Consider the following 24,947-nt stretch of genomic DNA (forward strand, 5'->3'; position numbering starts at 1 on the left):
GTGTCGGGTGGGGTACGGCGTGCTGCGGAGGGGGTATTGTAATGCGAAATGGGTTGGGATTCGATTGGGCGGCGGGTTCGGGCCGGGGAGAAGCTGTGCTTTGTCTGCCCAAAACATTGTTTTAGCTTCGCAGAAACTCAGCTTGGGCTACGCCCAAACATCGTTTTCAGGTAGCCTCTTGGGCGATGGATAAGGCTACCTGAAAACGGTAGCCACAATGCGGTGAACACGCGATCTGCCGTACGCCCGAAATGTAAAGCCGGCATGATACGGCTTTTTTCCCTTTCGTTTGCCGGCGCTTTCTTGTATCTTTCGGCCTTTCCGTTAAAAATTGCAAAATTCCACCATGAACGTTTTACAGAGATTCAGCCGCCTCGTCGGCAAAACTTTTGCATTGTGGGCGGCGCTGTTTGCCATGGCCGGCTTTGTGGTGCCGGATGTGTTTATCCAGCTGGTGGCGCCGTATATCCCTTGGCTGCTGGGCATTGTGATGTTTGGCATGGGGCTCACGCTCACGCCTGCCGATTTTAAGATTTTGGGCCAGCACCCGAAGGCGGTGCTCATCGGCGTGGTGGCGCAGTTTGTGATTATGCCGACCACGGCTTATTTGCTGTCGCTGGCGTTGAACCTGCCCAAGGAAGTGGCCATCGGCGTGGTGCTGGTGGGCTCCTGCCCGGGCGGCACGGCTTCCAATGTGATGACTTTCCTGGCGCGCGGCAATGTGGCGCTTTCGGTGGCGGTAACTTCGATCACCACGCTGCTGGCGCCGCTGCTCACGCCGGCGGTGTTTTACCTGTTTGCGCACGAGTGGCTGGATATTTCCGCCGCCGCCATGCTGATGTCAATTTTGAAAATGGTGCTGCTGCCGATTGTGCTGGGCGTGGTGGCGCACACGCTGTTCCGCAAGCAGACGGAAGCGGCGGCGGATGTGTTGCCGCTGGTGTCGGTGTTGGCGATTGTGTTGATTATCGGCGCGGTGGTGGCGGGCAGCCGTCAGCAGATTATCGAAACCGGCCTGCTGATTTTTGGCGTGGTGGTGCTGCACAACGCCATCGGCTATGCGCTGGGCTTCCTCTCCGCCAAGCTGTTCAGGCTGCCTTATGATGCGCAGAAAACGCTGGCCATCGAAGTGGGCATGCAAAACTCCGGCCTCGGCGCGGCGCTGGCCAAGGGGCATTTTGCCGCCATGCCGCTGGTGGCCGTGCCCAGCGCGATTTTCAGTGTGTGGCACAATATTTCCGGCTCGCTCTTGGCGTCTTACTGGGCGGCCAAAGCCGAAAAGGCGGAGCAGGAGGCGGCCAAAGCGCAGGAAAACCCCGGGCAGTAATGAAACCTGTGTTGCCACAAGCCTGCCGTGCAGTAAAGGCTACCTGAAAATTTTAAGGCGCGATTTGCTATACTTGTCGCGCCTTATCCTTGTGTTTACCATTTGAACCATGCCCGCCATCCGCCCCGCCGCCCATGCCGATTTGCCCGCCATCGTTGCCATTTACAACGCCAGCATCCCCGGGCATCAATCCACCGCCGATTTGCAGCCGGTGAGCGTGGCGGAGCGCGAAGCGTGGTTTGCGGCGCACGGCGGCACGCGCCCGCTGTATGTGTTGGAAAACGCGGCGGGGAAAGTGTGCGCCTGGGGCAGTTTCAGCGATTATTACCCGCGCCGCGCCTACCACATCAGCGCCGAAATCAGCATCTACGTTTGCCCCGCAGAGCAGGGCGCCGGGCATGGCCGCCGGCTGTTGGAGCATATGCTGGCGCAGGCGCCGGGCTTGGGTATCCGCAATGTGCTGGCGGTGGTGTTTGCCCACAATGCGGCGAGCTTGGCGCTGTTTGGGCGCTATGGTTTTGCAGAGTGGGGTCGGCTGCCGCAGGTGTGCGATTTGGAAACGCGGCTGGCGGATATCGTCATCCTCGGCAAGGCCTTGCCGCCGGCCTAAAGGCTACCTGAAAAATATCCGCCGGCTTGGCATACAGCTTCAAACACTGGCAAACGGCATCGATTATGCTTGCCTGCAAGCACGACCCAATACACAACGGCTACCAAAGGAAAACAATAATTGGCCACACTATCCGATGTTTACATCAAGCGCATCGCCGCCTTCCTGCCCAACCCGCCGGTGGGCAACGACGAAATGGAAGCCGTGCTCGGCATGGCGGGCGAAACGCCCTCGCGCGTGCGCAAAATGATTTTGCGTTCCAACGCCATCACCAGCCGCCACTACGCCATCGACCCACACACCCGCCGCGCCACCCACAGCAACACCGAGCTTTCCGCGCTGGCCATCCGCGGCCTGCTGGAGCAGGGCCTGCCGCCCGAAGCCATTGGCAGCCTCGCCTGCGGCACTTCCTACCCCGACCAAATCCTGCCCGGCCATGCCGTGATGGTGCACGGGCTGCTGCCGCAGATTCCGCCCTGCGAAGTGGTGAGCACGGCGGGCGTGTGCGTGGCCGGCATGGCGGCAATGAAGCAGGCCGAACGCGCCGTGCGCACCGGCGAATGCCGCGAGGCGGTGGCGGCGGCTTCGGAAGCGGCTTCCGCCGTGCTGCGCGGCGAGCGTTTCCAAGCCGAAACCGGCAGCCTGCGCCTGCAAGACGCCAAGCCGGAAATTGCGTTTGAAAAAGACTTTTTGCGCTGGATGCTCTCCGACGGCGCCGGCGCGGTGCAGCTGGGCAGCGAGCCCCTGCCCGGGCAGCTCAATTTCAAAATCCATTGGATCGAGCTGCTGTCTTATGCTAACGAAATGCCGGTGTGTATGTATGCCGGCGGCGAAGTGGGGCAGGGCGGCGAATGGCTGAGCTGGAAAGAGGCCGATGCCGCCGCTTGCGCCGAACGCAGCCTGATGGCGGTGAAGCAGGACGTGAAACTGCTCAACGACAACATCGTGGCCTACACCGTGGAAAAGCCGCTGCGCCGCCTCATCGCCAAACACGGCTTGCGTGCCGAAGAAATCGATTGGTTTCTGCCGCACTATTCCTCCGGCTTCTTCCGCAGCAAGCTGGCAGCAGGCCTCGCCGCCGCCGGGCTGCCGATTGCCGAAGAAAAATGGTTTACCAACCTGCCGTATAAAGGCAACACCGGCTCCGCCGCAATCTACATCATCCTGGAAGAATTCATGCGCCGCCCCGACATCCGCGCCGGCCAGAAAATCCTGTGCTACATTCCCGAAAGCGGCCGCTTTTCCACCTGCTTTATGCTGCTCGAAGCTGTGTATGCCTAATCGCCGGAAAGGCTACCTGAAAAAAGCCCCGCCGCTTTTCAGGTAGCCGCAATATCATCCCGCCCCACACCCGCTTGGAAAGAGCCAAGATGGACATCAACGACATCCCCCAAGACGACAGCCCCAGCTACCACGGCCACCAAAAAATCATCTACGGCACCCGCAACGGCCGCTACCAAGCTGCCACCAGCACCGGCTGGCAAGACGAAGCCTACGCCACCGGCCAAGCCGTGGCCGAGCTCGAAGCGCAAACCCAAGCCGCTCGGCAAGCCGTGGCGCGCGGCGAACGCTCCCCCCTTTATTACCACATGTACCGCAGCCGCCACGACGAAGCCAGCCTCGCCCAAGCCGCCGGCGTATGGCGCTGGCAAGTACGCCGCCACATGCAGCCCGCCGCCTTCCAAAGGCTACCTGAAAAAATCCTTGCCAAATACGCCCAAGCCCTTGGCATCAGCCTGGACGAGCTGCGCCAGCCATTCTGATTATCGAATATATTCAAACCCCAACCCAAGGAGCCCGCCATGAACGCACCCCGCTTCCCCAAAGACATCTACACCGAGCCCGAAGTCGATCCCGACACCCTCGCCAACCTCGGCCCGCTCGCCCCCATGGCCGGCATCTGGGAAGGCCGTAAAGGCACCGACGTCAACCCCAAAGCCGACGGCCCCGAAACCGACGCCTACATCAAGCGCTACGAGCTCCAGCCCATCGACGGCCAAACCAACGGCCCCCAGCTCTTCTACGGCCTGCGCTACCACACCCGCATCGTCCAGCCCGGCGAAGTGGAAACCTTCCACGACCAAGTCGGCTACTGGCTGTGGGAGCCCGCCACCGGCAACATCATCCTCACCCTTTCCATCCCGCGCGGCCAAACCGCCATGGCCGTGGGCCAAGCCGCTCCCGACGCCAAAAGCTTCACCCCCACCGCCTCTCGCGGCTCCACCACCAACGGCATCTCCTCCAACCCCTTCCTCGAACACGCCTTCCAAACCGAGCGCTACACCATCCAAGTGCGCATCAACGACGACGGCACCTGGGCCTACCGCCAAGAAACCACCCTGCGGATTCCCGGCCAAAGCGAACCCTTCGCCCACACCGACCACAACACCCTGCACAAAATCGGCGAGCCCACCCCCAATCCCACCGCCCTCGCCGCGCAGAAAAACAGCTGAATCCCCGTTACACCGCTAGCAGCGCAAAAGGCTACCTGAAAATCCCGAAGACGGTTTTCAGGTAGCCTTTATGTCAGCCGGAAAATAAAATTTTGTTGATTATTCCAGTATTTATCGCCATATTTCGCGCAGGGCGCCCCACCCTCCCGTTCGCCCGTCGCCCCCGCCTGTGCTACACTGCGCCCTGTTTTCCCAATTGATTTTTTCCAAACGCCATGAAACGCAAACTCGCCCCCGCCCTCAGCGTCCTGCTTATCCTCGCCGCCTGCAGCAGCGAGCAGCCTGTGCAACCCGTGGACAGCCCGAAAATCACGCCCGAAGCCAGCCTGCCGCTTTCCGAAACCGGCTTCAGCCAAAATCCCCAAGTGCAGCGCTTTATCCGCCAGCAGGCTGCCGCCGGCGTGATGGGTGAGGCGCAGTTGCAGCAGTTTTTCGCACAGTCGGTGTATAAAGGCAATATTATCAACATTATGAATCGCCCTGGCACGTCGCGCCCGTGGTATGAATTCCGCAGCGGCAATGCCGGCGCCGGCAAAATCAACGGCGGCCGCCGCTTCCACCAGCAATACCGCCAAGTGCTCGACCAAGTGGCGCGCGAATACGGCGTGCCGGCCGAAGTGCTGGTGGCGATTGTGGGCATCGAAACCAACTACGGCAGCAATATGGGCAGCTTCCGCCTGGCCGATTCCCTGCCCACCCTCGCCTTCGGCTACCCGCGCCGCAGCGAATTTTTCCAGCAGGAGCTGCACGAATTCCTGCTGATGGCCAAAGAAGAAGGCCGCGATCCCTTCGGCTTCACCGGCAGCTACGCCGGCGCCATGGGCATGCCGCAATTTATGCCTTCCAGCTACCGCAAATGGGCGGTGGACTACGACGGCGACGGCCAGCGCAACATTTGGGGCAGCGTGCCCGATGTGGCCGCTTCCGTGGCCAACTATCTGAAAGCACACGGCTGGCAGCGCGGCGGCAGGATGATGGTGCCCGTGGCGCTCACGCCCACGCCCGAGCTTTTGGCGCTGATTGAAGAAAAAATCGCGCTGAATAAAACCGTGGGCGAGCTGCGGCAGATGGGCGTGGTGCTGCTCGAAGACGTGCCCGACCACGAAAAGGCCGTGCTGTTCCGCCTGGAAACCGCGCCCGGCCAGTATGAATACTATATCGGCCTGAATAATTTCTACGCCGTTTGGCAATACAACCACAGCCGCCTGTATGTGAGCGCCGTGCGCGAAATCGCCAACGGCGTGGGCGGCGGCAAGCTGTAAGCATCCATAAGTATCCATTCGGCGATAGGGCTACCTGAAATATGAGCTTCATGAAGCTAACAAGCAGCAACCGATTTTTCAGGTAGCCTTTTCCTTTGGTGCGCCGCCAAAGCGATAGCCCCATATCAAGCGCGCCACGGCATATCGTTTCTATTTGGCGCGGCTATAAGGGCTACCTGAAAAACCAATCAACTGTTTTCAGGTAGCCTTTTCCGCTACAATACGCCCCTCACAATATCAGCAAGAAAGCCACACACCATGCCCAAAATCACCGTATTGCCGCACAGCGAATTGTGCCCCGAAGGCAAAGTCATCGAAAACGCCCCCGAAGGCGAAAGCATTTGCAGCCTGCTGCTGGAAAACGGCATTGAAATCGAGCACGCCTGCGAGCAGTCCTGCGCCTGCACCACCTGCCACGTGATCGTGCGCCAAGGCTTCGGCAGCCTGGAAGAGCCCAGCGAAATCGAAGAAGACCTGCTCGACCAAGCCTGGGGATTAGAAGCCGAATCGCGCCTCAGCTGCCAGGCCAAAGTGGCCGGCGAAGACCTCGTGGTGGAAATCCCCAAATACACCATCAACCATGCCCGCGAGCACCACTGATTTTCAGGTAGCCCATCATGAAATGGACCGACACCCAGCGCATCGCCGAAGAACTCTTCGACCGCCACCCCGATATCGACCCTAAAACCATCCGCTTCACCCAGCTGCGCCAGCTCATCCTCGAGCTGCCCGAATTTAACGACGACCCGCAGCGCAGCGGCGAACGCATCCTCGAAGCCGTGCAGCAGGCCTGGATCGACGAAGCCGAATAGCGCGCATCCCATCACCATAGTTTTCAGGTAGCCCGTATCCCGCACACAGGCTACCTGAAAAATTCATTCCGAAAGCCAAGCATGAAAATCGCCACCTGGAACGTCAACTCCCTCAAAGTGCGCCTGCCGCACGTGAGCGACTGGCTGCTGCAACAACAGCCCGACATCCTCTGCCTGCAAGAGCTCAAGCTCGACCAAGACCAATTCCCCCTCGCTGCCTTCGAGCTTTCCGGCTACCACGCCGTGTGGAGCGGGCAGAAAACCTACAACGGCGTCGCCATCCTCAGCCGCGAAGCCGCCCAAGACGTGCACACCGGCCTGCCCGCCCTGCCGAACGACCCGCAGCGGCGCGTGATTGCCGCCACCATCGGCGGCGTGCGCGTGGTAAACGTATATTGCGTGAACGGCGAGGCCGTGGGCAGCGAAAAATTTGCCTATAAACAGCAATGGTTTGCCGCGCTGGCCGAATTTTTGCGCGAAGAATTGGCGCACTATCCCGAGCTGGTGTTGCTCGGCGATTTCAACATCGCCCCCGCCGATTTGGATGTGTACGACCCCGAAAAATGGCAGGGCAAAATCCTCTGCTCCGCCGAAGAGCGCGCCTGGTTTCAAACCCTGCTCGGCCTCGGCCTTACCGACAGCCTGCGCCACTTGCACCCCGCCGAACCGCTCTACACCTGGTGGGATTACCGCATGAACATGTTCCGCCGCAAGCTCGGCCTGCGTATCGACCACATCCTAGCCAGCCAAGCCCTGCTGCCGCGCCTCGCCGCCGCCGGCGTGGATACCGCCCCGCGTGCGCTCGAACGCCCCAGCGACCACGCGCCGGTATGGGCGGAGTTTGCTTAAGGCAATTTTTCTGTGCTTAGAAAAAGGCTACCTGAAAATTTAGCTGTGCAAGTTTCTACGCAGTTCGTTTTCAGGTAGCCTTTCATATCGAAACCCGAGAACGGGTAGGTCGGGTTAAAAAATAATATAATCTAGGTCATTTCTATTGTGTTGGGTTACACCTTAAACAGCTAACTCAATCTACGCGTACTGTTTCTGCGAGAAGAACACTTTTTGCGATATTAAAATTTTCCATTTTTATTCCTTCTCTTTAAAATTTACAAAATCAGTAATAAGACCATTTGCCAATTGGCTCTGTGGACAACTATCCATTTCAGCTATCCAAAACTTTAAACCTTCAAAAGGGTTCCCAACAGTTCCAGCCTGAACAGTAATATAATTGTACCGAAACAGCATGATTTGATTTTTTCTATCATAGTAAATATGATCAAAATAAGTAGTATAATCTTCTGATTGGTATCTTGTATATACATAGACCAGATCATTATATTGCCAATAAATAGTATACTTATTCCCTTTAAATAAAATAAATTCATCTTTAATATCATCTGTGGGGTTTCGATTAATTACTTCTATATTCTTCCAAACATCCTCCCCGCCAATCCTATTTTTCCACTCCTCCGGAGAGATAAAAACCGTTATCCCGGTTTGCTTGCACATCTCATTAACATAAGAGCGGATCTGCAAGTATTCGATGCCCCAATATACAAACCACCCGCCCATGATCAGCATGAATCCGATAAACATACCGATCATGCCTGCCAAGCGGAGGTTGGGGGAAATCCTGCGGAGAATCCTTCGGAAAAACATCATCGCCAAGATAGTTAAAACAATCCAAACAATCAAAGCGGGTATCAGCACAAGACCGATCATATATATCCTTGTTTTTTAATATTGATAAAGGCTACCTGAAAAATTCAACCCTTGTTTTTCAGGTAGCCTTTTTGTATCGGAAGCCGAGCGGCTGGGTTTATTCCTGCATGGTCCAAGCCACGCTGCCGCCGGCGCGCATGGGGACGAGCTGCCCGCCGTGGCCGATGGGGAAGCTGCTGGGCACGGTTTGCGCTTGTTTCACCAGGGTGATGGTGTCGGTATTTTCAGGTAGCCCGTAGAAGCGGGCGCCGTTTTGCGAGACGAAGGCTTCGAGTTTATGGAGCGCGCCGATTTGCTCGAAGGCTTCGGCGTAGAGCTCGATGGCGGTGGCGGCGCTGAAGATGCCGGCGCAGCCGCAGGCGTTTTCTTTGGCGCTTTGCGGGTGGGGGGCGGAGTCGGTGCCGAGGAAGAATTTGTGCGATTGCGTGCCGGATACGGCTTCGAGCAGGGCGCGGCGGTGGCTTTCGCGTTTGAGCACGGGCAGGCAGTAGTGGTGGGGGCGCACGCCGCCCACGAGGAGGTCGTTGCGGTTGAGCAGCAGGTGCTGGGGGGTAACGGTGGCGGCGAGGTTTTCGCCGCTTTGGCACACGAGGCGGGCGGCTTCGGCGGTGGTGATGTGTTCGAACACGGTTTTGAGGCCGGGCACGCGGTCGAGCACGGGCAGGAGGATGCGGTCGATGAAGGCGGCTTCGCGGTCGAAGATGTCGATGGCGGGGTCGGTGACTTCGCCGTGCACGAGGAAGCGCATATCTTGGGCGGCGATTTCTTCGAGCACGGGGAGGAGTTTGAATAGGTCGGTTACGCCGCTGTCGGAGTTGGTGGTGGCGCCAGCGGGGTAGAGTTTGAAGGCGGCGATGCCGGCGGCTTTGGCTTCCCGTATCAGGGCGGGGGTGGCGTGGTCGGTGAGGTAGAGGGTCATCAGGGGCTGGAAGGGGCTGCCGGGGGGCAGGGCGGCGAGGATGCGTTCGCGGTAGGCGAGGGCGTCGGCCACGCTGGTAACGGGGGTTGAGGTTGGGCATGATGACGGCGCGCCCCATCTGGCGGGCGGTGTGGGGCAGGACGTGGCGCAGGGTGTCGCCGTCGCGCAGGTGGAGGTGCATGTCGTCGGGGCGGATGAGGGTGAGGGTTTGCATGGTGGGCTTTCGTGTGGGGTGATGTTTTAGCTTGGCTGAGGCTTACGCTTTCAGGTAGCCTGCGGAGGGTTGGGGCTACCTGAAAATTATTTATGTTGGATCACGAGGCGGAATACGCTGTTTTCGGTGTCGGAGGAGAGGAGCCGGTGGCCGGTTTGGCGGCAGAAGGCGGCGAAGTCGTCGGGGGCGCCGGGGTCGGTGGCGTGCACGGACAGGATTTGCCCGGCCTGCATGGTGGCAAGGGCTTTTTTGGCGCGCAGGATGGGCAGGGGGCATTTGAGGCCGGTGAGGTCGAGCTGGAGGTCGGGGGTCATGGTGTGGGTTCTGTTGGTTTGGATGGGCGGATTATAGCGGAAAGTGGCAACGCGAACTTTGGTTTGAATGTGGAAAGGCTACCTGAAAATGGGAAAAATGTTTTTCAGGTAGCCTTTAGCTTGGCAAGATTATCGGCGGGAGAAAATCCGTTGCAGCCAATCGGCTTTTGCTGTTTGCAACATAAAATCTGCGCCACCGCATTTGGTGCAACGTCCCGGTTGGGGAATGCCTGCGTCCGAACGGGCAAATGCTGCATATTTCTGCCCGCAGTTTCGGCATATTCAGTAAGCGGTTTTGCCGATTTCCCTTGGCGCAATCGGCATTTTCAGTCTTCTTTCACAAAAGGGTAATACGGTTTGCCCCAGGCGTAGTCGGGATGTTGCTGCATGATATGCAGTACCAGCGGCAGCAGGCTGATGAGGATGCGGCAGGCGTCTTTTAGTTGATTGCGGTTGGCCGAACTGCCGTAGGTTGCACCGCCGTGGATAATTTGGTTGCGCAGGGTGTAGAGGCGGTCGAACATAATCAGCAGCACGGTATCGGTATCTTGTGCGGCTAAGGCGCGTTGTGCTTTTTTCCCTGCTTTTTCAAATTCCTCTTGCCAAGCGATTTCTGAAATTTTGCCATTATGGAAATCCCAAAACGGCTGGAAAACATAGCGGTTGCCCAAGAGGGAGCGGATGGCGCCAGGAAAGGTTTGCCATACTAAAGCATAAATCAGCTTTTCTTCATCCAAACGGCAGATAGTGTTTAGGAATTGGCGGAAATGGCTTCGGTCGCCGGATATTTCCCGTTCATCAATTTCGCGGGCATAGGCAGCATTGAAAGCAATCCATAATGCTTGGAAGCCGGTATCCCAATCCGGCGCGAAAGAAAGCCGCCCGCCCTGTTGGGCCAGCATTTGCTGCATATGCTTGGGGATAGCCGGCTGCTTGGCATGATTATTGGCTGCATCTTTGCCACTCAACAATTCTTCAGCCTTATCCAACCAGCTTAACGCACGGTGGATGCGCAGGCGGAATGGGTCGGAGTAGGTATCGCGGTGTTGGTGGTAATGGGTTTGGATGGTGGATAGGTTGATGCTCATAGGGGATTCCTGTTTTCAGGTAGCCTTTTACTGTCTGCTCATAACTGTTCACATCACTGCCAGCGCGGCCAGGCATTTTTCGCGTTGGCCGTTTTGCGGGGGGATGGTTTGGCCTGGCAGGATGAGGGTGTAGCGCTGGCCGCGGCCGTGGGCTTCGAGCACGCGGTAGCACAGGAGGCCGGCGAGGCGGTCGGCGCCGGTGCCGGCGGGGTAGTCGGCGTAGCTGATGATGTGGTCGGCGGCGTGGAAGGCGGGCTCTTCAAAATGTTTGTCGAGCAGGCGGCCGCTTTTGGCGTAGTTTTTCCAGGCGATGTGTTGCAGCGAGGTGCCGGGCTGGTGGTCTTGCAGGTAGGCGAGATCTTCGTTGCCGCCGAGCTTGCGGCGGGTTCGCCTTCTTCGGCGGGGGTGCTGCCGGCGGGGCGGTGTGCGGCTGGGGTGCGGGGTAGACCAGGCCTTCTTCCGGCCAATGCCACACGCATTCGACGCTGCTGATGGCAAACGGCCACACGCTGGCGCAGCGCAGCGGCGGCAGCATCAGGCGGCCGCGCCGTGCGGGCAGCACGGGCCAGGCGAAGGGCTGCGGCTGTTTGGCGGTGAAGAGGGTGGCGCGGAACTCGGGTTCATCGTCGCGGCGGCTGTCGGCCGCGAACCACAGCTGGCGGTGGCGCATTTTGGCCGAGGGGGCGGGCAGTAGCAGGATGTCGGCGGGCTGGCCTTGGAAGATTTCTTCGGGCAGGGTGAGGTCTAGGCGCAGGCCGATGAGTTGCAGGCAGTTGAGTAGGATGCCCACGCACAGGAAGCCGGCCAGCCAGAAGGCCACCAGATAGGCGAGGTTCACTTGATAGTTCAAGCCCACCAGCCACAGCAGCACCACCATCACGGCCAGGGTAACGCCGAGGCGGGTAGGGCGCAGGCGCAAATCGCGCAGGCGGGGGCTGTATTGGCCGGCACTCACGATACGGCTACCTGAAGCAGCATCTGCTCCAAAAGCTGGGTGATGGACTGCGGTTGCAGGGTTTGCAGGCGGTGTCCGGCCACGGCCACCCACACGGCTTTGATGTCTTCCGGCAGCACATAATCGCGTCCGGCCAGAAATGCCCAGGCTTTGGCGGCTTTCACCACGGCCAGGCCGGCGCGCGGGCTCAAGCCGTTTACAAACAGGCCGGGCTGGCGCGTGGCCTGCACCAGGCGGTACACATAATCGGCAGCCTGCTGCGAACATTGCACCTGCATAGCTTCGGCCTGCCATTGCAGCAGGATTTCGGCGTTGCACACGGCTTTGAGCGCGGGCAGCAGGCGGCGGTCGCCTTGGGCATAAAGCTGGCGTTCGGCTTCGGCGGAGGGGTAGCCCAGCGAGAGGCGCATCATGAATCGGTCGAGCTGCGATTCGGGCAGCGGGAAAGTGCCGAGCTGCTCCACCGGGTTTTGCGTGGCGATGACGAAGAAGGGCTTGGGCAGGCGGTAGGTTTTGCCATCTACAGATACCTGTTTTTCTTCCATGGCTTCGAGCAGGGCAGACTGCATTTTGGGCGAGGCGCGGTTGATTTCGTCGGCCAGCAGGAAGTGGTGGAAAATGGGGCCGGGGTGGAATTTGAACTGGCCGTCGGCGGGCTGGAACACGTTCACGCCCAGGAGGTCGGCGGGCAGCATGTCGTTGGTGAACTGCACGCGGCGGTAGCCCAGGCCGAGCACCACGGCCAGGCCGTGCGCCAGCGTGGTTTTGCCCACGCCGGGCACGTCTTCGAGCAGCACGTGGCCGTCGGCAAGGATGCTGGCCATCAGATGCTGGAGCACGGTTTCTTTGCCGAGAATCAGGGCGTTGAGTTGGGTGAAGACGTTTTGCAAGTGGGGGTTCATGTTGTGTTTAATCCTGATATTGTGCGAATGGGGCTACCTGAAAAAGGCTCCCTGAAAAATAGGAAACGGGCGTGAAGAAGCCCTGTTAAATCAACAGGGCTAATTTTCAGGTAGCCTAATCTTGCACCGGCTCTTCGGCGGCGACTTGTTCGATCAGCTGGGAAATGCTCATGCCGCGCTCGAGCGACTGGTCGTATTTGAAGTGCAGCTCGGGGGTTTTGAAGAGCTTGATGCGGCGGGAAAGCTCGCTGCGCAGGGGGCCTTTGGCGTGTTCCAGCGCTTCGGCGGTAATATCGCGGGTGGCGTCGTCGAGCACGGTGTAATACACGGTGGCGTGGCTGTAGTCGCGGGTGAGCTCGACTTCGTTGATGGTGATGAAGCCGGCGCGCGGGTCTTTGAGGCCGGTGCGCACGAGCTCGGCCAGCTCGCGCATGATTTGTTCGCGCACGCGGTCTTGGCGGGCGTAGCCTCGGTGGGATTTGGCCATGGGGTTCCTCTCTGGCGGGTTATTTGAGCTCGCTGGTGCGATCGAGTAGGGCATCCATCAGGGTGTCGTATTGCTGCTTGCGGTGTTGGATGCGCAGTTGGTCGAATTCGCCCAGCTGCCCTTCGAAGGTGTGGGTTTTGAAATAGGGCTTCAGGTCGAAGGTTTTTTCCAGAAAACGGATGACGTTGAGCTCGTTTTCCCGGTCGACGGGGCGCAGGGGAAAGCGCCCGGTGAGCACGAAGTTGTCGGGCATCACGGCGGTGGCCACGAGGAGCGGCTCGGCGTTTTCGCGCCGGCGGGTTTCGAGCAGCAGGGTGTAGGTTTCGAAGGTATAGGTTTGTTTGTCGTTCATCTTCGCATACTCAAATGGGTGGGCAGCGGTTTGGATTGGGGGCAAACGGTGGTGTTTGCCGGTTATACGGCATAGGCGGCATGATACGACAAGCGCTGCCGGCTTGGTAGGGGGTGGCTGCCGTGAGCCGTTTAAATCTGCCGGCATGTGGGGTGGTATGGCGGAGGAATTTGCCGGTTTTCTGTTTTTATTGGCATTTTCTGCCAGAAATATTCAGCAGGGAATGGCCGGGTATGTGGAAGGAGGCTACCTGAAACGGGTTCGGGCAGCCTCCGGTTCGCTGGTGTGGCGCTACAGGGTGCGGGCCACTTCCACCACGTCGAAGGCTTCCAGCAGGTCGCCTTCCTGGATGTCGTTGTAGTTTTTCAGCATCAGGCCGCATTCGAAGCCCATGTGCACTTCCTTCACATCGTCTTTGAAGCGTTTGAGCGATTCCAGCTCGCCGGTGTGGATGACCACATGGTCGCGGATGAGGCGCACGCGGCTGTCGCGCTTGATCACGCCGTCGGTCACCATGCAGCCGGCAATGTTGCCCACTTTGGAGATGTTGATCACCTGGCGGATTTCTACGGTGCCGGTTTGCTGTTCTTTCTGCTCGGGGGCGAGCATGCCGCTCATGGCTGCTTTCACATCGTCGATGGCGTCGTAGATGATGTTGTAGTAGCGGATTTCGATGTCTTCGTTTTCGGCCAGTTTGCGGGCGGAACCGTCGGCACGCACGTTGAAGCCGATGATGAAGGCGCCGGAGGCGATGGCGAGGTTCACGTCGCTTTCGGTGATGCCGCCCACGCCGCTGTGCAGCACTTCCACTTTCACTTCGTCGTTGGACAGCTTTTTGAGGCTACCTGAAAGTGCTTCGTAGGAGCCCTGCACGTCAGCTTTGATGATCACGGCTAAATTCTGTGCAGCCTGGCCTTCGCCGGCGTTGGCAAACAGGTTTTCCAGCTTGGCGGCCTGCTGTTTGGCCAAACGCACGTCGCGGTATTTGCCTTGGCGGAACAGGGCGATTTCGCGCGCTTTTTTCTCGTCGGCCAGTACCATGGCGTCTTCGCCGGCATTGGGCACGTCGGAGAGGCCGAGGATTTCCACCGGAATGGAGGGGCCGGCTTCCTGCACCTGCTTGCCGTTTTCGTCTACCATGGCGCGCACTTTGCCGAACGCCGTGCCGGCCAGCAGCATATCGCCTTTTTTCAGCGTGCCGCTCTGCACCAGCAGGGTGGCCACGGCACCGCGGCCTTTGTCCAAACGGGCTTCCACGATGATGCCTTTGGCGGGCGCTTCCACCGGCGCTTTCAGCTCCAGCACTTCGGCTTCCAGCAGCACGGCTTCCAGCAGGGCGTCGATATTGGTGCCTTTTTTAGCGGAAACGTCGATAAACTGTACATTGCCGCCCCAGCTGTCGGGGATCACGTCGTGCGAAGTCAGCTCTTGGCGGATACGCTCGGGATTGGCCGCTTCCTTATCGATTTTGTTCACGGCCACCACCATCGGCACGCCGGCCGCTTTGGCATGGGCGATGGCTTCGATGGTTTGCGGCATCACGCCGTCGTCGGCGGCCACCACCAGAATCACGATGTCGGTGGCCTGCGCGCCGCGGGCACGCATCGCGGTAAACGCTTCGTGGCCGGGGGTGTCGAGGAAGGTGATCACGCCGCGCGGGGTCTGCACGTGGTAGGCACCGATGTGTTGGGTGATGCCGCCGGCCTCGCCCTGCACCACTTTGGCGCGGCGGATGTAGTCGAGCAGCGAAGTTTTACCGTGGTCCACGTGGCCCATCACGGTTACCACCGGCGGGCGCGGCAGAGCCTCGGCCTGAACGGCGGTTTCGCTGTCGTCCAAGAAGGCTTCGGGGTCGTCTGCGGCGGCCGGTTTGCCGATATGGCCCATTTCTTCCACCACAATCAACGCGGTTTCTTGGTCGAGTGATTGGTTGATGGTTACCATCATGCCCATCTTCATCAGGGCTTTCACCACTTCCACGCCCTTCACCGCCATTTTGTGCGCCAAATCGGCCACGGTAATGGTTTCGGGCACCAGCACTTCGTGCACCACGGGCTCGGTGGGCGCTTGGAAGGCGTGTTGGTTCGGCTCCAGCTTGAGCTGTTTCTTGCCTTTTTTGCCGCCGCGTACGCGGTCGTCATCGCTGCGGCCGCCGCGTTCCTTGCCTTTGCCTTTGGTTGAACGGCCGCGCGGCATATCGTCGTCGCGCTGTTGGTGGCGGTCGCCTTTTTTCGGTCGACCGTTGCCGCTCGGGGCGGAGGTAGACAGCGGGGCTTTCTCGCTTGGTGCGGCGCTGCGCGGGGCAGACTGCTGCTCTTTGGCGATTTTGGCTTCTTGCTGTGCCTGCAGTTTGGCGGCTTCGCGGCGTGCCTGGCGTTCCTGTTTTTCTTTCAACAGGGCTTGCTGGTGTGCACGCAGGGCTTCGGCACGGCGGGCTTCTTCGTCGCGCACAGCCTGTTCGGCGGCGCTCACCACTTCCACCGGCTGCGGCGGCGGCTCGGCGGCTTTTTCTTTCTTCGGCTTGCGGCTGCGTTTCGGTTTGGCTGCCGGGGCTTCGGCCGGTGTGGCTACCTCGGCGGCCGGTGCAGCGTCGGCTTGGGCAGCAACAGGCGTTTCAACGGCCGGGGCTTCCGCAGCAAGCGTTTCGGCAGCTTCTGAGGCTACCTGAAAATTCTGTTCTTCCGCAGCGGGGGCGGCGGTGGGCGCTTCCACGGTGGCGGGCGCGGCTACCGCCGGCTCGGCTGCGGCTTGCGGCGCGGTTTCGGCGGCCGCTTTGCTTTCGGCCACGGCTTCAATCGGCGGTACGGCCACGCGGCGGCGGCGGCGGGTTTCCACCTGCACGCCGGCCACGGTGCTGCGTTCGGTGCGGGTGCGGCTCACGCTGATGGAGAGCGTGCCGCTGTCGTTTTGCTTGCGCAGGTGCGCCAGCAGGGCTTGTTTGTCTGCCGGGCTGATGCTGTCGGCGCCGCTGCTTTTTTCCACGCCGGCGGCTTTGAGCTGCTCCAGCAGGGTGGGCACGGATTTTTTCAGTTCGGCGGCGAATTGCTGTACGGTGTTACTCATAAATCTCCAGCCTCCTTATTCTTGTGTTTCGGCAAACCAGTGTTCGCGTGCGGCCAAAATAACGGTTTTGGCTTCCTCTTCGCTCACGCCGGTGATTTCGATCAGTTCGTCGGTGGAAAGCTCGGCCAGCCCGTCGAGGGTGGTGATGCCGGCCTGCGCCAAATCGCGCAGCATGTCTTGGTCGATGCCGTTGAGGGTTTTCAGCGCTTCTTCCACTTCGTCGAGTTTTTCTTCCGACATGATGGCCAGGGTGAGGATGGCGTCGCGGGCGCGGTTGCGCAGGGTTTCCACGGTGGCTTCGTCGAAGCCGATTTCCACCAGCTCGGCAGCGGGCACATAGGCCACTTCTTCCAGTGCGGCAAAGCCTTCTTCAATCAGCAGGTCGGCAGTTTGCTCGTCTACATTCAGGTGCTGCGTGAAGAGGCTGCGGATTTGCGCGTCTTCGGCTTCGTTGCGCTCTTCGGCTTCTTGGATGGTCATGATGTTGAGCTGCCAGCCAGTGAGGTCGGCGGCGAGGCGCACGTTTTGGCCGCCGCGGCCGATGGCGGGCGCGAGCTGGTCTTCGGCCACGATGACATCAACCGAATGGTTGTCTTCGTCAATCAAAATGCGGCTGACTTCGGCGGGGGAGAGCGCGTTGATCACAAACTGCGCGGTTTCCGGCGACCACAGCACCACGTCCACACGTTCGCCGGCTAGCTCGTTTGATACAGCGTTCACGCGCGAACCGCGCACGCCGATACAAGTGCCCTGCGGGTCGATGCGCGCATCGTTGGATTTTACGGCGATTTTGGCGCGCTGGCCGGGATCGCGGGCAGCTTCCTTGATTTCCAACAGGCCGTCTTCGATTTCCGGCACTTCCTGCTCGAACAGTTTCACCAGGAATTCGCGCGAAGTTCGGCTGAGGATGACTTGTTTGCGGCCGCTGTTGCCTTGTTCGTCCACGCGCAGGAAGAGGGCGCGGATGCGGTCGCCGCTGCGGAAGTTTTCGCGCGGGATGCATTGGTCGCGCGGGATGAGCGCGTCCAGGCGGCCGATTTCCACGATAATGCCGTGGCGCTCGACGCGTTTTACGGTGCCCATCACCACGTCTTCGCGGCGGGCGAGGAATTCTTGCAGGATTTGCTCGCGCTCGGCATCGCGGATGCGTTGCAGGATGATTTGTTTGGCGGTTTGCGCGGCTTGGCGGCCGAAGGCTACGTTTTCCAGCTCTTCTTCGTAATATTCGCCGATTTGCAGCGGGGAATCGGGGAATTCTTCTTGGATTTCCTCGATGGTTTTCTGCGTGTCAGGGTAGGTGTAGTCTTCGTCGGCCACAATCAGCCAGCGGCGGAAGGTGTGGTATTCGCCGGTGTCGCGGTCGATGCTCACGCGCACGTCCATGTGTTCGCGGTCGGCCTTTTTCTTGGCGGCCACCGACAGGGCGAATTCCAGGGCTTCGAATACAACTTCGGAATCAACGTTTTTTTCGCTGGCCAGCGCTTCGGCCAATTGCAACATCTCGCGGCTCATGGGAATGAACTCTCCACTCAATCAATCAATTAGGAAAATCAAAATTCGGGCTTCAGGCGCGCCCGCTCGATATTGGATAATTCGATGGCAACGGTTTTGCCGTCGAAGGATAGGGTTAGCACATCGTTGCCGAAGGCTTCGATGCGGCCGATAAAGTTTTTCTGCCCTTCAATCGGCAGCCGGGTTTTCAGCTTGATGAGGCTACCTGAAAAACGGGTGAAGTCGGCAGCCTTTTTCAGCGGGCGGTCGAGGCCGGGGCTGGAAATTTCCAGCCGTTTGTAGTCTACGTCTTCCACCATGAAAACGCGGCTCAAGTGGTTGCTGACGGTGGCGCAGTCTTCCACGGTGATGCCGCCGGGCTGGTCGATGAATACGCGCAAATCGCCCTGCGGGGTGAGCTCGAAATCCACCAGCTCGTAGCCCAGGCCGGGCAGGGTTTTGTCTAAAATGGTTTGAATATCCATGGTTGCCTAGTTTGGAAAACAAAAAAATGGCCTCGGGGCCATTTCTCATTTATCTCGTATAAATAACTGAAAAACGACGCGATTCTAAACCATATTCTGCGGCTTGGCAACTTTGCGTGCGCGAGGCGGGGCAAGCGGGCGCGCGGGCTGTGAGAATCGCGCAACAGAAGCGCCTGTTTGGGTAAGGCGTGGGGCGGGCGGATGTTTTTCAGGTAGCCTGTTGCGGGTTCGCGCTACCAGGCAATGTAAAACATGGCTTTGGCCAGAAACACGATGAGCAGCATCTGCGTGAGCACGGCGCGGTGGATGTATTTGGAAAAGCTCACCGTCATCGTGCCGCGCCGCATGCGGACAACGGCGGCGATGAAGTGGCAGAGGATGCTGAAGGCGAGCAGGATTTTCAGCGAAAGCTGAATGAAAAACGAATTGGCAAACGGGTTGTGCAGGATTTGCAGGTAGCGGTGCATCATCACCAGGCCGGAAGCAAACAGCAGGCCGACCACCCACGGCATCACTTGCACCGCCCGCGCCGACAGCGCCCGCTCCACTTCGCGCCGCGCCTCGCGCCCCACGCGCTTGGTGTGCATAACCGACAAAACCAGCGACTCAAACAGCACGCCGCCCACGAAAGCGATGGCGCAGAATAAGTGAACAATATGTGCGGCGGAATAAACAGACATTTACCTGCCTTTTAATGCAATCACAGAAAAGTGCGATACTCTCACAGGCAGGTAGGGCGGTCAAACGCCGCTGTGCCTTTTTATACTGATACAGAAAGGGTATATCATGAAAAAATCTACTGTTAGCTCCATTTGCGCCATGATGTTGCTGGCTGCTTCTTTGAGCGCTTGCAACGGTATGACCACCAGACAGCGTAATATTGCCGTGGGCGCGGCCGTGGGCGGCGTGGCCGGCAACGTGATCGGCGGCGACACCGGCTCTACCTTGGGCGGCGCTGCATTGGGCGGTTTGGTGGGCAGCCAGATTCGCTAAACCGGATTTTAATGATGCGGGCGGGAGTGTGGAATGCACTCCCGCCCGTTGTGTATGCGGAGAAGCCGAGCGGCTTCGTGGGGTGTACCGCAGCGGGCCGGTAAGCCGGGTTCTGTCGTTGGACAGTCATTCCTCTAGGCCGTTTGTTGCCAAGCGGCTCAAGCAACCTACCCGAATGCTCGGCGAGCAGCTTCACTGCATTCTGTTTGGTCTTGCTGCGGATGGGGTTTGGCCTGCTACGGTCTGTTGCCAGCCGCACGGTGCGCTCTTACCGCACCATTTCACCCTTACCTGTGCTGCGTTGCCGCAGCCATCGGCGGTTATGCTTTCTGTTCCACTTTCCGTCGCCTCGCGGCGCCCGGCCGTTAGCCGGCATCCTGCTCTGTGCAGCCCGGACTTTCCTCCCCGCCCGAGGGCGCGGCGACTGTCTGGCCTGCTGCGGTACGGGCGGGATTATAACGGATTGGGCGGGAAAGGCTACCTGAAAATGCAGGGGTGGGGTTTTGCGGGTTCGGCGGTTTTTCAGGTAGCCTGTTGCATGGATGGGCTGGCTGAAAAATATTGGTTGCAGTGGGAAAACGGGTGGGCGGTTGTTGGGGCAGGTTGTGGCTTGGTTTGAGGCTACCTGAAAAAAGGCTACCTGAATTTGCTTAACGGAAACGGGATGCTTTGTTTTTTAGGTAGCCTTTTGTGCTTATTTGGTGGAAATATCCAGCCTGCCGGCGAATCGGTGTTTGGGTTTCCAGAATGCCCAGCCGCTGCGGGCGGAGATTTCGAGGCTGCCGCCGTGTTCGCCGTCGGTGAGGAGGCGGGCGGCGGGGAGTTGTTTGCGTTGCAGGGCTTGCCACAGGGGGGCGAAGAATTGTTCGTCCCATTGTTGCAGGGTGCGGGCGTAGTCGTCGGGCCGGCCGAGCTCGGCGGCTTGCCGGAGCTCGTGGAGGTAGAGGGTGCTGTGTTCGAGCGGAACGCGGCACTCGGCGGCGGTGGCCTGCCAGGCGGCGAGGTTGGCCGGGGCGTGGCGGACTTGGGGGCTGCGGCTGTAGGCGGCCCAGGGCTGTGGCTGCCGATGAGTGCGGGGGTGCAGCGGGGATTCGGTGGGCAGCTCGTCCCACAGCCAGAGGGCGTTGATGGGCGGTTTGCCTTCGGCGCTGCGGCGGTGTTGACGGGATGGTTGTGCAGCCACATTTGGATTTCGGTTTGGCGTTGGAGCCATTGGCTTTGCGGCTGCCGAGGGCTTGGGGATGTCGGCGTGGTGGCCGTCGATGTTGAGGATGCAGGGGCTTGCCACTGGGCGGGGGCGGGCAGGCGGATGCTCCAGAGCTCGGAGAGAGGGGGCGAATTGCCAGCTGTCTTCGTGGCAGAAGGCGTTGAGGCCGTGGCACAGGACTTCGGCTTCTTCGGGCAGGATGTGCAAGCCGCTGCTTTGGAGCTGGGTGCTGTGCAGGCCGATTTGCTGGTGCAGGGGCTGGCGAAGGCGTAGGGCTCGGCGAAGAGGTGGTGGAGCTGGGGGCTGAGGTGTTGGAAGCAGAAGTCGGCAGGCTCGGAGGGGCGGCGGAAGCGGCCGAAACGCAGCAGTTGGTTGAGGCCGGGGGTGTGCAGGGCGGGGAGTTCGGGGGGTGGGGCCAGTGGAGGCCGGGTAGGCAGAGGGTGAACATGGTGTGCGGGGGTTGATATTTTTCAGGTAGCCTGTTGTGCGGCGTGCGGGCTACCTGAAAGTTGGATTTGGATATTGAATAAACAGGATTAGTTTGCGGGTGAGGCTACCTGAAAAGTATGGGCTGGGAAATGAGCTTCTGCGTTTTAGCTTCGCTGAAACTCGGCCTTGCTTCGCCATACCTTATTTTCAGGTAGCCTTTGCAGCGGGCTTACTGCACGCGGTAGCGCTGCAACACGGCGCGGATTTGCGGCAGGGCGGCGCGGGCGGCGTCTTCGCCGAGCTTGATGGCGTGGCTTTTTTCATCGAAGCCGCCCACGGCGCCGAGGTGCTGCACTTGCGGTTTGATCACGACGTCGGCCTTGGAGAGCTCGCTGTTGAGGGCGGAGGTGCTCATGATGTTGAGGCTTTGGTCGAGGTAGGAGAAGAAGCCGCTTTGGGTGAGGCGGGCGGGCTTGGCGGAAATGTCCACGGCAATCACCACGTTGGCGCCGAGCGAGCGAGCGGCCGATACGGGCACGGGCGCGGTGAGGCCGCCGTCCACATAGCGTTTGCCGTTGATGATGGCGGGCTGGAATACGTTGGGGATGCTGGCGGAGGCGCGCACGGCCTGGCCGGCGTTGCCGCTGCGGAATACGACGTTGCGCCCGCTGTCGAACTCGGTGGCGACGGCGGCGAATTTGCGCGGGAAGTTTTGCATGGGGCGGTTGCCGACTTGGCGGTTGATGTAGTTTTGCAGTTTTTCGCCGCGGATGAAGCCGCTGGTGGAGAGGGTGAGGTCGACCAGGTCGGCGCGTTGCAGGCTTTCGGCTTCGCGTTGCAGGCGCGGGGCGTTCATGCCGGAGGCGTAGAGGCTGCCCACCAGGGCGCCGGCGCTGGTGCCGGTAACCACTTTCACGGGAATGTTGTTTTCTTCCAATACTTTGATCACGCCGATGTGGGCGAAGCCTTTGGAGGCGCCGCCGCCAAGGGCGAGGCCGACGACGGCCTGGGGTTTGTTGCCGCTTTGGGTGGCGGTGAGCGGCTGGCGCTGGTGTTTGTGCGAACCGAGGGAGAGGCTGCTGCCGAGGGTGTCGCAGGCGGAGAGGGCGAGGGTGAGGAGGGCGATGCCGAGGCTGCGGCGGAATAATGTGTTCATGAGGAGTCCTTTTTGGCCGGTTGGTGGCGGAAACGGGGGGTATTGTAGCGGATTGGGTGTGAAGGTGGGTTAAAGGCTACCTGCAAATATGGGGCGCGGGCGGATTGGGCGGTTATAATCAGGCGAACGAATTTGGGCTACCTGAAAAACAGTGCGGCTGCTGGAGAGTTTTCAGGTAGCCTGTGGCAACTTAATATATAAGGAAACGGATGATGACTTCACATGCTTGGCTCTATTGGGCTCTGGCCTCTGCCTTTTTCGCGGCGCTCACGGCGGTTTTCGCCAAACTCGGTTTGCAGGGCATCGATTCGGATTTCGCCACCTTTATCCGCACGCTGGTGATCATTGCGACATTGGCGGCATTTTTGAGCTACACCGGCAAGTGGCAGGGCGTGGGCGGCTTCACCGGCCGCAACTGGATGTTTCTGGTGCTCTCCGGCTTGGCCACGGGCGCTTCGTGGCTGGCGTATTTCAAGGCGCTGCAAATGGGCGAGGCTTCCAAAGTGGCGCCGGTGGATAAATTTAGCATCGTGCTGGTGGCGCTGATGGCGGTGGTGTTTTTAGACGAGCGGCCGAGCGTGCAGGAGTGGCTGGGCATTGCCATGATTGCCGGCGGCGTGCTGGTGTTGGCGTTAAAACGCTGAAGTTTGCCCGAAGAGTTTTCAGGTAGCCTTCCTGTGCGTGGAGGCTACCTGAAAATATTTCAGTATATCTGTAAACATTCATCTCAATCCGGCGGCGGGCAAGGCTGATTTCGGGTACAATCCCCCATGCGTAGTCCATTCTTTAAACTCTTAAAACGGAGACCGCCATGACACAATTGTCTGATGTTCAAATCGCCCAAACCGCACAAATCAAGCATATCGACGAAATCGCCGCCAAACTGGGTTTGAGCCCGGACCAATTGGAACACTATGGCAAATACAAAGCCAAAATCAACCCTGCCGACGCTTTGAGGCTACCTGAAAAACAAGGCCGCCTGATTTTGGTTACCGCCATCAGCCCCACGCCCGCCGGCGAAGGCAAAACCACGGTCACCATCGGCCTGGCCGACGCGCTGAACCGCATCGGCAAAAACGCCGTTATCGCTCTGCGCGAGCCCTCGCTCGGCCCCGTGTTCGGCATCAAAGGCGGCGCGGCCGGCGGCGGCTACGCCCAAGTTTTGCCGATGGAAGACATCAACCTACACTTCACCGGCGACTTCCACGCCATCGGCGCCGCCAACAACCTGCTCGCCGCCCTCATCGACAACCACATCCACCACGGCAACGCGCTCAATATCGACCCCAAACGCGTGATTTGGCGCCGCGCCGTGGATATGAACGACCGCCAATTGCGCAACATCGTCGGCGGCCTCGGCAAGCCCGCCGACGGCGTGATGCGCGAAGACGGTTTCGATATTACCGTGGCCTCTGAAGTGATGGCCGTGTTCTGCCTGTCCAAAGATTTGGCCGACCTGAAAACGCGCTTGGGCAACATTTTGGTGGCCTATGCCAAAGACGGCAGCCCGGTGTACGCCAAAGACCTGAAAGCCCAAGGCGCCATGGCCGCGCTGCTGAAAGACGCCATCAAGCCCAATCTGGTGCAAACCATCGAAGGCACGCCCGCTTTCGTGCACGGCGGCCCGTTTGCCAACATCGCCCACGGCTGCAACTCGGTCATTGCCACCCGCCTGGCCAGGCACCTTGCTGATTATGCCGTAACCGAAGCCGGCTTCGGCGCGGATTTGGGCGCGGAAAAATTCTGCGACATCAAGTGCCGACTGGCCGGTTTGCAGCCCGATGCCGCCGTGATCGTGGCCACCGTGCGCGCGCTGAAATACAACGGCGGCGTGGCGAAAGAAGATTTGGGCAGCGAAAACCTGATTGCGCTGGAAAAAGGTTTGGCCAACCTGTTGCGCCACATTGGCAATATGCAGAATGTGTTCGGCCTGCCTGTGGTGGTGGCGCTCAATCGCTTCAGCGCCGACACGCAGGCCGAGCTGGATTTAGTGGCCAAAGCATGCCGTGCACAAGGCGCGGAAGTGTCGTTTACCGAGGTGTGGGGCAAGGGCGGCGCCGGTGGCGAAGACTTGGCGCAAAAAGTGGTGGCGGCCGTGGAGCAGTCGCCCAAACGCTTTGCTTTTGCCTACGATGTGGAACAAAGCATCCCGGAAAAAATCCGCACCGTCGCCCGCCGCATCTACGGCGCAGACGATGTGGATTTCAGCACCGAAGCCTTGGCGGAAATCGCCAAGCTGGAACAGCTGGGCTGGGATAAGCTGCCTGTGTGTATGGCGAAAACCCAATATTCGTTCAGCGACAATGCCAAGCTGCTGGGTGCGCCGCAAGGTTTCCGCATCACCGTGCGCGGGCTGACTTTGTCGGCCGGAGCCGGGTTTGTCGTGGTGCTGTGCGGCAACATGATGAAGATGCCGGGCTTGCCCAAAGTGCCCGCTGCGGAACGGATTGATGTGGACGAGCACGGGGTAATCAGCGGACTGTTCTGATGCTTGTTTGAGAGTGGAATAACAGCCGGGCTTGGGTTCGGCTGTTTTTTATGTTTAGTGTTGGGGCAGGTAGCCATCTGTCGGATGCAGGCCGGTTGCGAGGGTGTTGAAACTAAATTCTCAATGATATGTAGGATTTGAGTGTTTTGGATAGAAATTTAGTTCTTGAGTATTTGACAGGTGGGGAGGGGATGGCGTATAGTTCGCATCTTCGCTGC

26 protein-coding genes, 1 other RNA gene and 1 pseudogene are annotated in these 24,947 nt (G+C 59.6%); 12 read left to right on the forward strand and 16 right to left on the reverse strand.

The features are described from left to right. The first annotated feature begins 346 nt into the window (after positions 1-346). The 9 genes from LG371_RS06345 to xth all read left to right on the forward strand — a co-directional run bounded on the left by LG371_RS06345 (position 347) and on the right by xth (position 7,313). Positions 347-1,327, forward strand: a complete 981-nt coding sequence (locus LG371_RS06345) for a bile acid:sodium symporter family protein (RefSeq protein WP_225748062.1) — start codon at positions 347-349, stop codon at positions 1,325-1,327. A gap of 109 nt (positions 1,328-1,436) precedes the next feature. Further along, positions 1,437-1,937, forward strand: coding sequence for a GNAT family N-acetyltransferase (locus LG371_RS06350; protein WP_225748063.1), 501 nt, complete (start codon positions 1,437-1,439; stop codon positions 1,935-1,937). Between the two features lie 120 nt (positions 1,938-2,057). After that, the gene (locus LG371_RS06355) at positions 2,058-3,218 is read left to right on the forward strand and encodes a beta-ketoacyl-ACP synthase III (RefSeq protein ID WP_225748064.1); all 1,161 of its coding nucleotides are present in this window, start codon (positions 2,058-2,060) and stop codon (positions 3,216-3,218) included. Positions 3,219-3,307: 89 nt separating this feature from the next. Continuing rightward, positions 3,308-3,700, forward strand: coding sequence for a hypothetical protein (locus tag LG371_RS06360; protein ID WP_067592989.1), 393 nt, complete (start codon positions 3,308-3,310; stop codon positions 3,698-3,700). A 39-nt stretch (positions 3,701-3,739) separates the two neighbouring features. Beyond that, complete coding sequence (locus LG371_RS06365) at positions 3,740-4,390, forward strand: FABP family protein (protein ID WP_225748065.1); 651 nt, start codon at positions 3,740-3,742, stop codon at positions 4,388-4,390. A 215-nt stretch (positions 4,391-4,605) separates the two neighbouring features. Next, positions 4,606-5,652, forward strand: coding sequence for a lytic murein transglycosylase B (gene mltB, locus LG371_RS06370; RefSeq protein ID WP_225748066.1), 1,047 nt, complete (start codon positions 4,606-4,608; stop codon positions 5,650-5,652). Positions 5,653-5,910: 258 nt separating this feature from the next. Then, the gene (gene fdx / locus LG371_RS06375; RefSeq protein ID WP_225748067.1) at positions 5,911-6,252 is read left to right on the forward strand and encodes an ISC system 2Fe-2S type ferredoxin; all 342 of its coding nucleotides are present in this window, start codon (positions 5,911-5,913) and stop codon (positions 6,250-6,252) included. A gap of 17 nt (positions 6,253-6,269) precedes the next feature. Continuing rightward, on the forward strand, positions 6,270-6,464 hold the full coding sequence (gene iscX / locus LG371_RS06380) for a Fe-S cluster assembly protein IscX (RefSeq protein ID WP_225748068.1): 195 nt from the start codon (positions 6,270-6,272) through the stop codon (positions 6,462-6,464). Positions 6,465-6,545: 81 nt separating this feature from the next. Next, on the forward strand, positions 6,546-7,313 hold the full coding sequence (gene xth / locus LG371_RS06385; protein WP_225748069.1) for an exodeoxyribonuclease III: 768 nt from the start codon (positions 6,546-6,548) through the stop codon (positions 7,311-7,313). Positions 7,314-7,550: 237 nt separating this feature from the next. On the opposite strand, the gene LG371_RS06390 is transcribed toward xth, so the two are convergent. The 13 genes and pseudogenes from LG371_RS06390 to LG371_RS06445 all read right to left on the reverse strand — a co-directional run bounded on the left by LG371_RS06390 (position 7,551) and on the right by LG371_RS06445 (position 19,136). Then, complete coding sequence (locus LG371_RS06390) at positions 7,551-8,186, reverse strand: hypothetical protein (protein WP_225748070.1); 636 nt, start codon at positions 8,184-8,186, stop codon at positions 7,551-7,553. A gap of 97 nt (positions 8,187-8,283) precedes the next feature. Continuing rightward, a pseudogene (pyrC, locus tag LG371_RS06395) lies at positions 8,284-9,319 on the reverse strand (dihydroorotase). Positions 9,320-9,405: 86 nt separating this feature from the next. Then, positions 9,406-9,633, reverse strand: a complete 228-nt coding sequence (locus LG371_RS06400; RefSeq protein WP_225748071.1) for a sulfurtransferase TusA family protein — start codon at positions 9,631-9,633, stop codon at positions 9,406-9,408. 326 nt (positions 9,634-9,959) lie between these two features. Next, entirely contained in the window at positions 9,960-10,721 is a 762-nt protein-coding gene (locus tag LG371_RS06405; protein WP_225748072.1) for a HEPN domain-containing protein, read from the reverse strand. Positions 10,722-10,769: 48 nt separating this feature from the next. After that, complete coding sequence (locus tag LG371_RS12390) at positions 10,770-11,069, reverse strand: DUF58 domain-containing protein (protein ID WP_370632669.1); 300 nt, start codon at positions 11,067-11,069, stop codon at positions 10,770-10,772. After that, positions 10,981-11,676: a hypothetical protein gene (locus LG371_RS06410; RefSeq protein ID WP_225748073.1), complete on the reverse strand. Its 696-nt coding sequence runs from the start codon at positions 11,674-11,676 to the stop codon at positions 10,981-10,983. Before LG371_RS06410 ends, LG371_RS12390 begins: the two co-directional genes overlap by 89 nt. Continuing rightward, on the reverse strand, positions 11,673-12,578 hold the full coding sequence (locus tag LG371_RS06415) for a MoxR family ATPase (protein WP_225748074.1): 906 nt from the start codon (positions 12,576-12,578) through the stop codon (positions 11,673-11,675). Before LG371_RS06415 ends, LG371_RS06410 begins: the two co-directional genes overlap by 4 nt. Before the next feature lie 115 nt (positions 12,579-12,693). Beyond that, entirely contained in the window at positions 12,694-13,065 is a 372-nt protein-coding gene (rbfA, locus tag LG371_RS06420; protein WP_225748075.1) for a 30S ribosome-binding factor RbfA, read from the reverse strand. Positions 13,066-13,084: 19 nt separating this feature from the next. Then, on the reverse strand, positions 13,085-13,462 hold the full coding sequence (locus tag LG371_RS06425; RefSeq protein ID WP_225748076.1) for a hypothetical protein: 378 nt from the start codon (positions 13,460-13,462) through the stop codon (positions 13,085-13,087). Positions 13,463-13,708: 246 nt separating this feature from the next. Beyond that, positions 13,709-16,480 carry a translation initiation factor IF-2 gene (infB, locus tag LG371_RS06430; RefSeq protein WP_225748077.1) on the reverse strand — a complete coding sequence of 924 codons (2,772 nt, stop codon included), beginning with the start codon at positions 16,478-16,480 and terminating at the stop codon, positions 13,709-13,711. 15 nt (positions 16,481-16,495) lie between these two features. Continuing rightward, positions 16,496-17,992: a transcription termination factor NusA gene (gene nusA / locus LG371_RS06435; protein ID WP_067593028.1), complete on the reverse strand. Its 1,497-nt coding sequence runs from the start codon at positions 17,990-17,992 to the stop codon at positions 16,496-16,498. A gap of 38 nt (positions 17,993-18,030) precedes the next feature. Continuing rightward, positions 18,031-18,456, reverse strand: a complete 426-nt coding sequence (gene rimP / locus LG371_RS06440; protein WP_067593029.1) for a ribosome maturation factor RimP — start codon at positions 18,454-18,456, stop codon at positions 18,031-18,033. A gap of 233 nt (positions 18,457-18,689) precedes the next feature. Then, the gene (locus LG371_RS06445; RefSeq protein WP_067593030.1) at positions 18,690-19,136 is read right to left on the reverse strand and encodes a CopD family copper resistance protein; all 447 of its coding nucleotides are present in this window, start codon (positions 19,134-19,136) and stop codon (positions 18,690-18,692) included. A gap of 106 nt (positions 19,137-19,242) precedes the next feature. Between LG371_RS06445 and LG371_RS06450 the strand changes: the two genes are divergently transcribed. After that, positions 19,243-19,449, forward strand: a complete 207-nt coding sequence (locus tag LG371_RS06450; protein ID WP_067593031.1) for a glycine zipper 2TM domain-containing protein — start codon at positions 19,243-19,245, stop codon at positions 19,447-19,449. Positions 19,450-19,534: 85 nt separating this feature from the next. On the opposite strand, the gene rnpB is transcribed toward LG371_RS06450, so the two are convergent. The 3 genes from rnpB to LG371_RS06465 all read right to left on the reverse strand — a co-directional run bounded on the left by rnpB (position 19,535) and on the right by LG371_RS06465 (position 22,241). Further along, positions 19,535-19,889: RNase P RNA component class A (gene rnpB, locus LG371_RS06455), an RNA gene on the reverse strand. Positions 19,890-20,143: 254 nt separating this feature from the next. Further along, on the reverse strand, positions 20,144-20,863 hold the full coding sequence (locus LG371_RS06460; protein ID WP_225748078.1) for a hypothetical protein: 720 nt from the start codon (positions 20,861-20,863) through the stop codon (positions 20,144-20,146). A gap of 451 nt (positions 20,864-21,314) precedes the next feature. Continuing rightward, positions 21,315-22,241 carry a patatin-like phospholipase family protein gene (locus tag LG371_RS06465; RefSeq protein ID WP_067593035.1) on the reverse strand — a complete coding sequence of 309 codons (927 nt, stop codon included), beginning with the start codon at positions 22,239-22,241 and terminating at the stop codon, positions 21,315-21,317. 212 nt (positions 22,242-22,453) lie between these two features. On the opposite strand from LG371_RS06465, the gene LG371_RS06470 reads away from it, so the two are divergent. Beyond that, positions 22,454-22,885, forward strand: a complete 432-nt coding sequence (locus LG371_RS06470) for an EamA family transporter (protein ID WP_225748164.1) — start codon at positions 22,454-22,456, stop codon at positions 22,883-22,885. A gap of 167 nt (positions 22,886-23,052) precedes the next feature. Continuing rightward, positions 23,053-24,729: a formate--tetrahydrofolate ligase gene (locus LG371_RS06475; protein WP_067593042.1), complete on the forward strand. Its 1,677-nt coding sequence runs from the start codon at positions 23,053-23,055 to the stop codon at positions 24,727-24,729. The last annotated feature ends 218 nt before the right edge of the window (positions 24,730-24,947 follow it).

This window comes from Eikenella sp. Marseille-P7795 (assembly GCF_916618725.1).
Taxonomy (GTDB): Bacteria; Pseudomonadota; Gammaproteobacteria; order Burkholderiales; family Neisseriaceae; genus Eikenella; species Eikenella longinqua.

What these genes read in the sequence shown, in the direction of transcription:
- LG371_RS06345 (WP_225748062.1), top strand. Translation starts at nt 347, where the DNA reads ATGAACGTTTTACAGAGATTCAGCCGCCTCGTCGGCAAAACTTTTGCA.
- LG371_RS06350 (WP_225748063.1), top strand. Translation starts at nt 1,437, where the DNA reads ATGCCCGCCATCCGCCCCGCCGCCCATGCCGATTTGCCCGCCATCGTT.
- LG371_RS06360 (WP_067592989.1), top strand. Translation starts at nt 3,308, where the DNA reads ATGGACATCAACGACATCCCCCAAGACGACAGCCCCAGCTACCACGGC.
- LG371_RS06365 (WP_225748065.1), top strand. Translation starts at nt 3,740, where the DNA reads ATGAACGCACCCCGCTTCCCCAAAGACATCTACACCGAGCCCGAAGTC.
- mltB (WP_225748066.1), top strand. Translation starts at nt 4,606, where the DNA reads ATGAAACGCAAACTCGCCCCCGCCCTCAGCGTCCTGCTTATCCTCGCC.
- fdx (WP_225748067.1), top strand. Translation starts at nt 5,911, where the DNA reads ATGCCCAAAATCACCGTATTGCCGCACAGCGAATTGTGCCCCGAAGGC.
- iscX (WP_225748068.1), top strand. Translation starts at nt 6,270, where the DNA reads ATGAAATGGACCGACACCCAGCGCATCGCCGAAGAACTCTTCGACCGC.
- xth (WP_225748069.1), top strand. Translation starts at nt 6,546, where the DNA reads ATGAAAATCGCCACCTGGAACGTCAACTCCCTCAAAGTGCGCCTGCCG.
- LG371_RS06390 (WP_225748070.1), bottom strand. Translation starts at nt 8,186, where the DNA reads ATGATCGGTCTTGTGCTGATACCCGCTTTGATTGTTTGGATTGTTTTA.
- LG371_RS06400 (WP_225748071.1), bottom strand. Translation starts at nt 9,633, where the DNA reads ATGACCCCCGACCTCCAGCTCGACCTCACCGGCCTCAAATGCCCCCTG.
- LG371_RS06405 (WP_225748072.1), bottom strand. Translation starts at nt 10,721, where the DNA reads ATGAGCATCAACCTATCCACCATCCAAACCCATTACCACCAACACCGC.
- LG371_RS06415 (WP_225748074.1), bottom strand. Translation starts at nt 12,578, where the DNA reads ATGAACCCCCACTTGCAAAACGTCTTCACCCAACTCAACGCCCTGATT.
- rbfA (WP_225748075.1), bottom strand. Translation starts at nt 13,065, where the DNA reads ATGGCCAAATCCCACCGAGGCTACGCCCGCCAAGACCGCGTGCGCGAA.
- infB (WP_225748077.1), bottom strand. Translation starts at nt 16,480, where the DNA reads ATGAGTAACACCGTACAGCAATTCGCCGCCGAACTGAAAAAATCCGTG.
- nusA (WP_067593028.1), bottom strand. Translation starts at nt 17,992, where the DNA reads ATGAGCCGCGAGATGTTGCAATTGGCCGAAGCGCTGGCCAGCGAAAAA.
- rimP (WP_067593029.1), bottom strand. Translation starts at nt 18,456, where the DNA reads ATGGATATTCAAACCATTTTAGACAAAACCCTGCCCGGCCTGGGCTAC.
- LG371_RS06445 (WP_067593030.1), bottom strand. Translation starts at nt 19,136, where the DNA reads ATGTCTGTTTATTCCGCCGCACATATTGTTCACTTATTCTGCGCCATC.
- LG371_RS06450 (WP_067593031.1), top strand. Translation starts at nt 19,243, where the DNA reads ATGAAAAAATCTACTGTTAGCTCCATTTGCGCCATGATGTTGCTGGCT.
- LG371_RS06465 (WP_067593035.1), bottom strand. Translation starts at nt 22,241, where the DNA reads ATGAACACATTATTCCGCCGCAGCCTCGGCATCGCCCTCCTCACCCTC.
- LG371_RS06470 (WP_225748164.1), top strand. Translation starts at nt 22,454, where the DNA reads ATGACTTCACATGCTTGGCTCTATTGGGCTCTGGCCTCTGCCTTTTTC.
- LG371_RS06475 (WP_067593042.1), top strand. Translation starts at nt 23,053, where the DNA reads ATGACACAATTGTCTGATGTTCAAATCGCCCAAACCGCACAAATCAAG.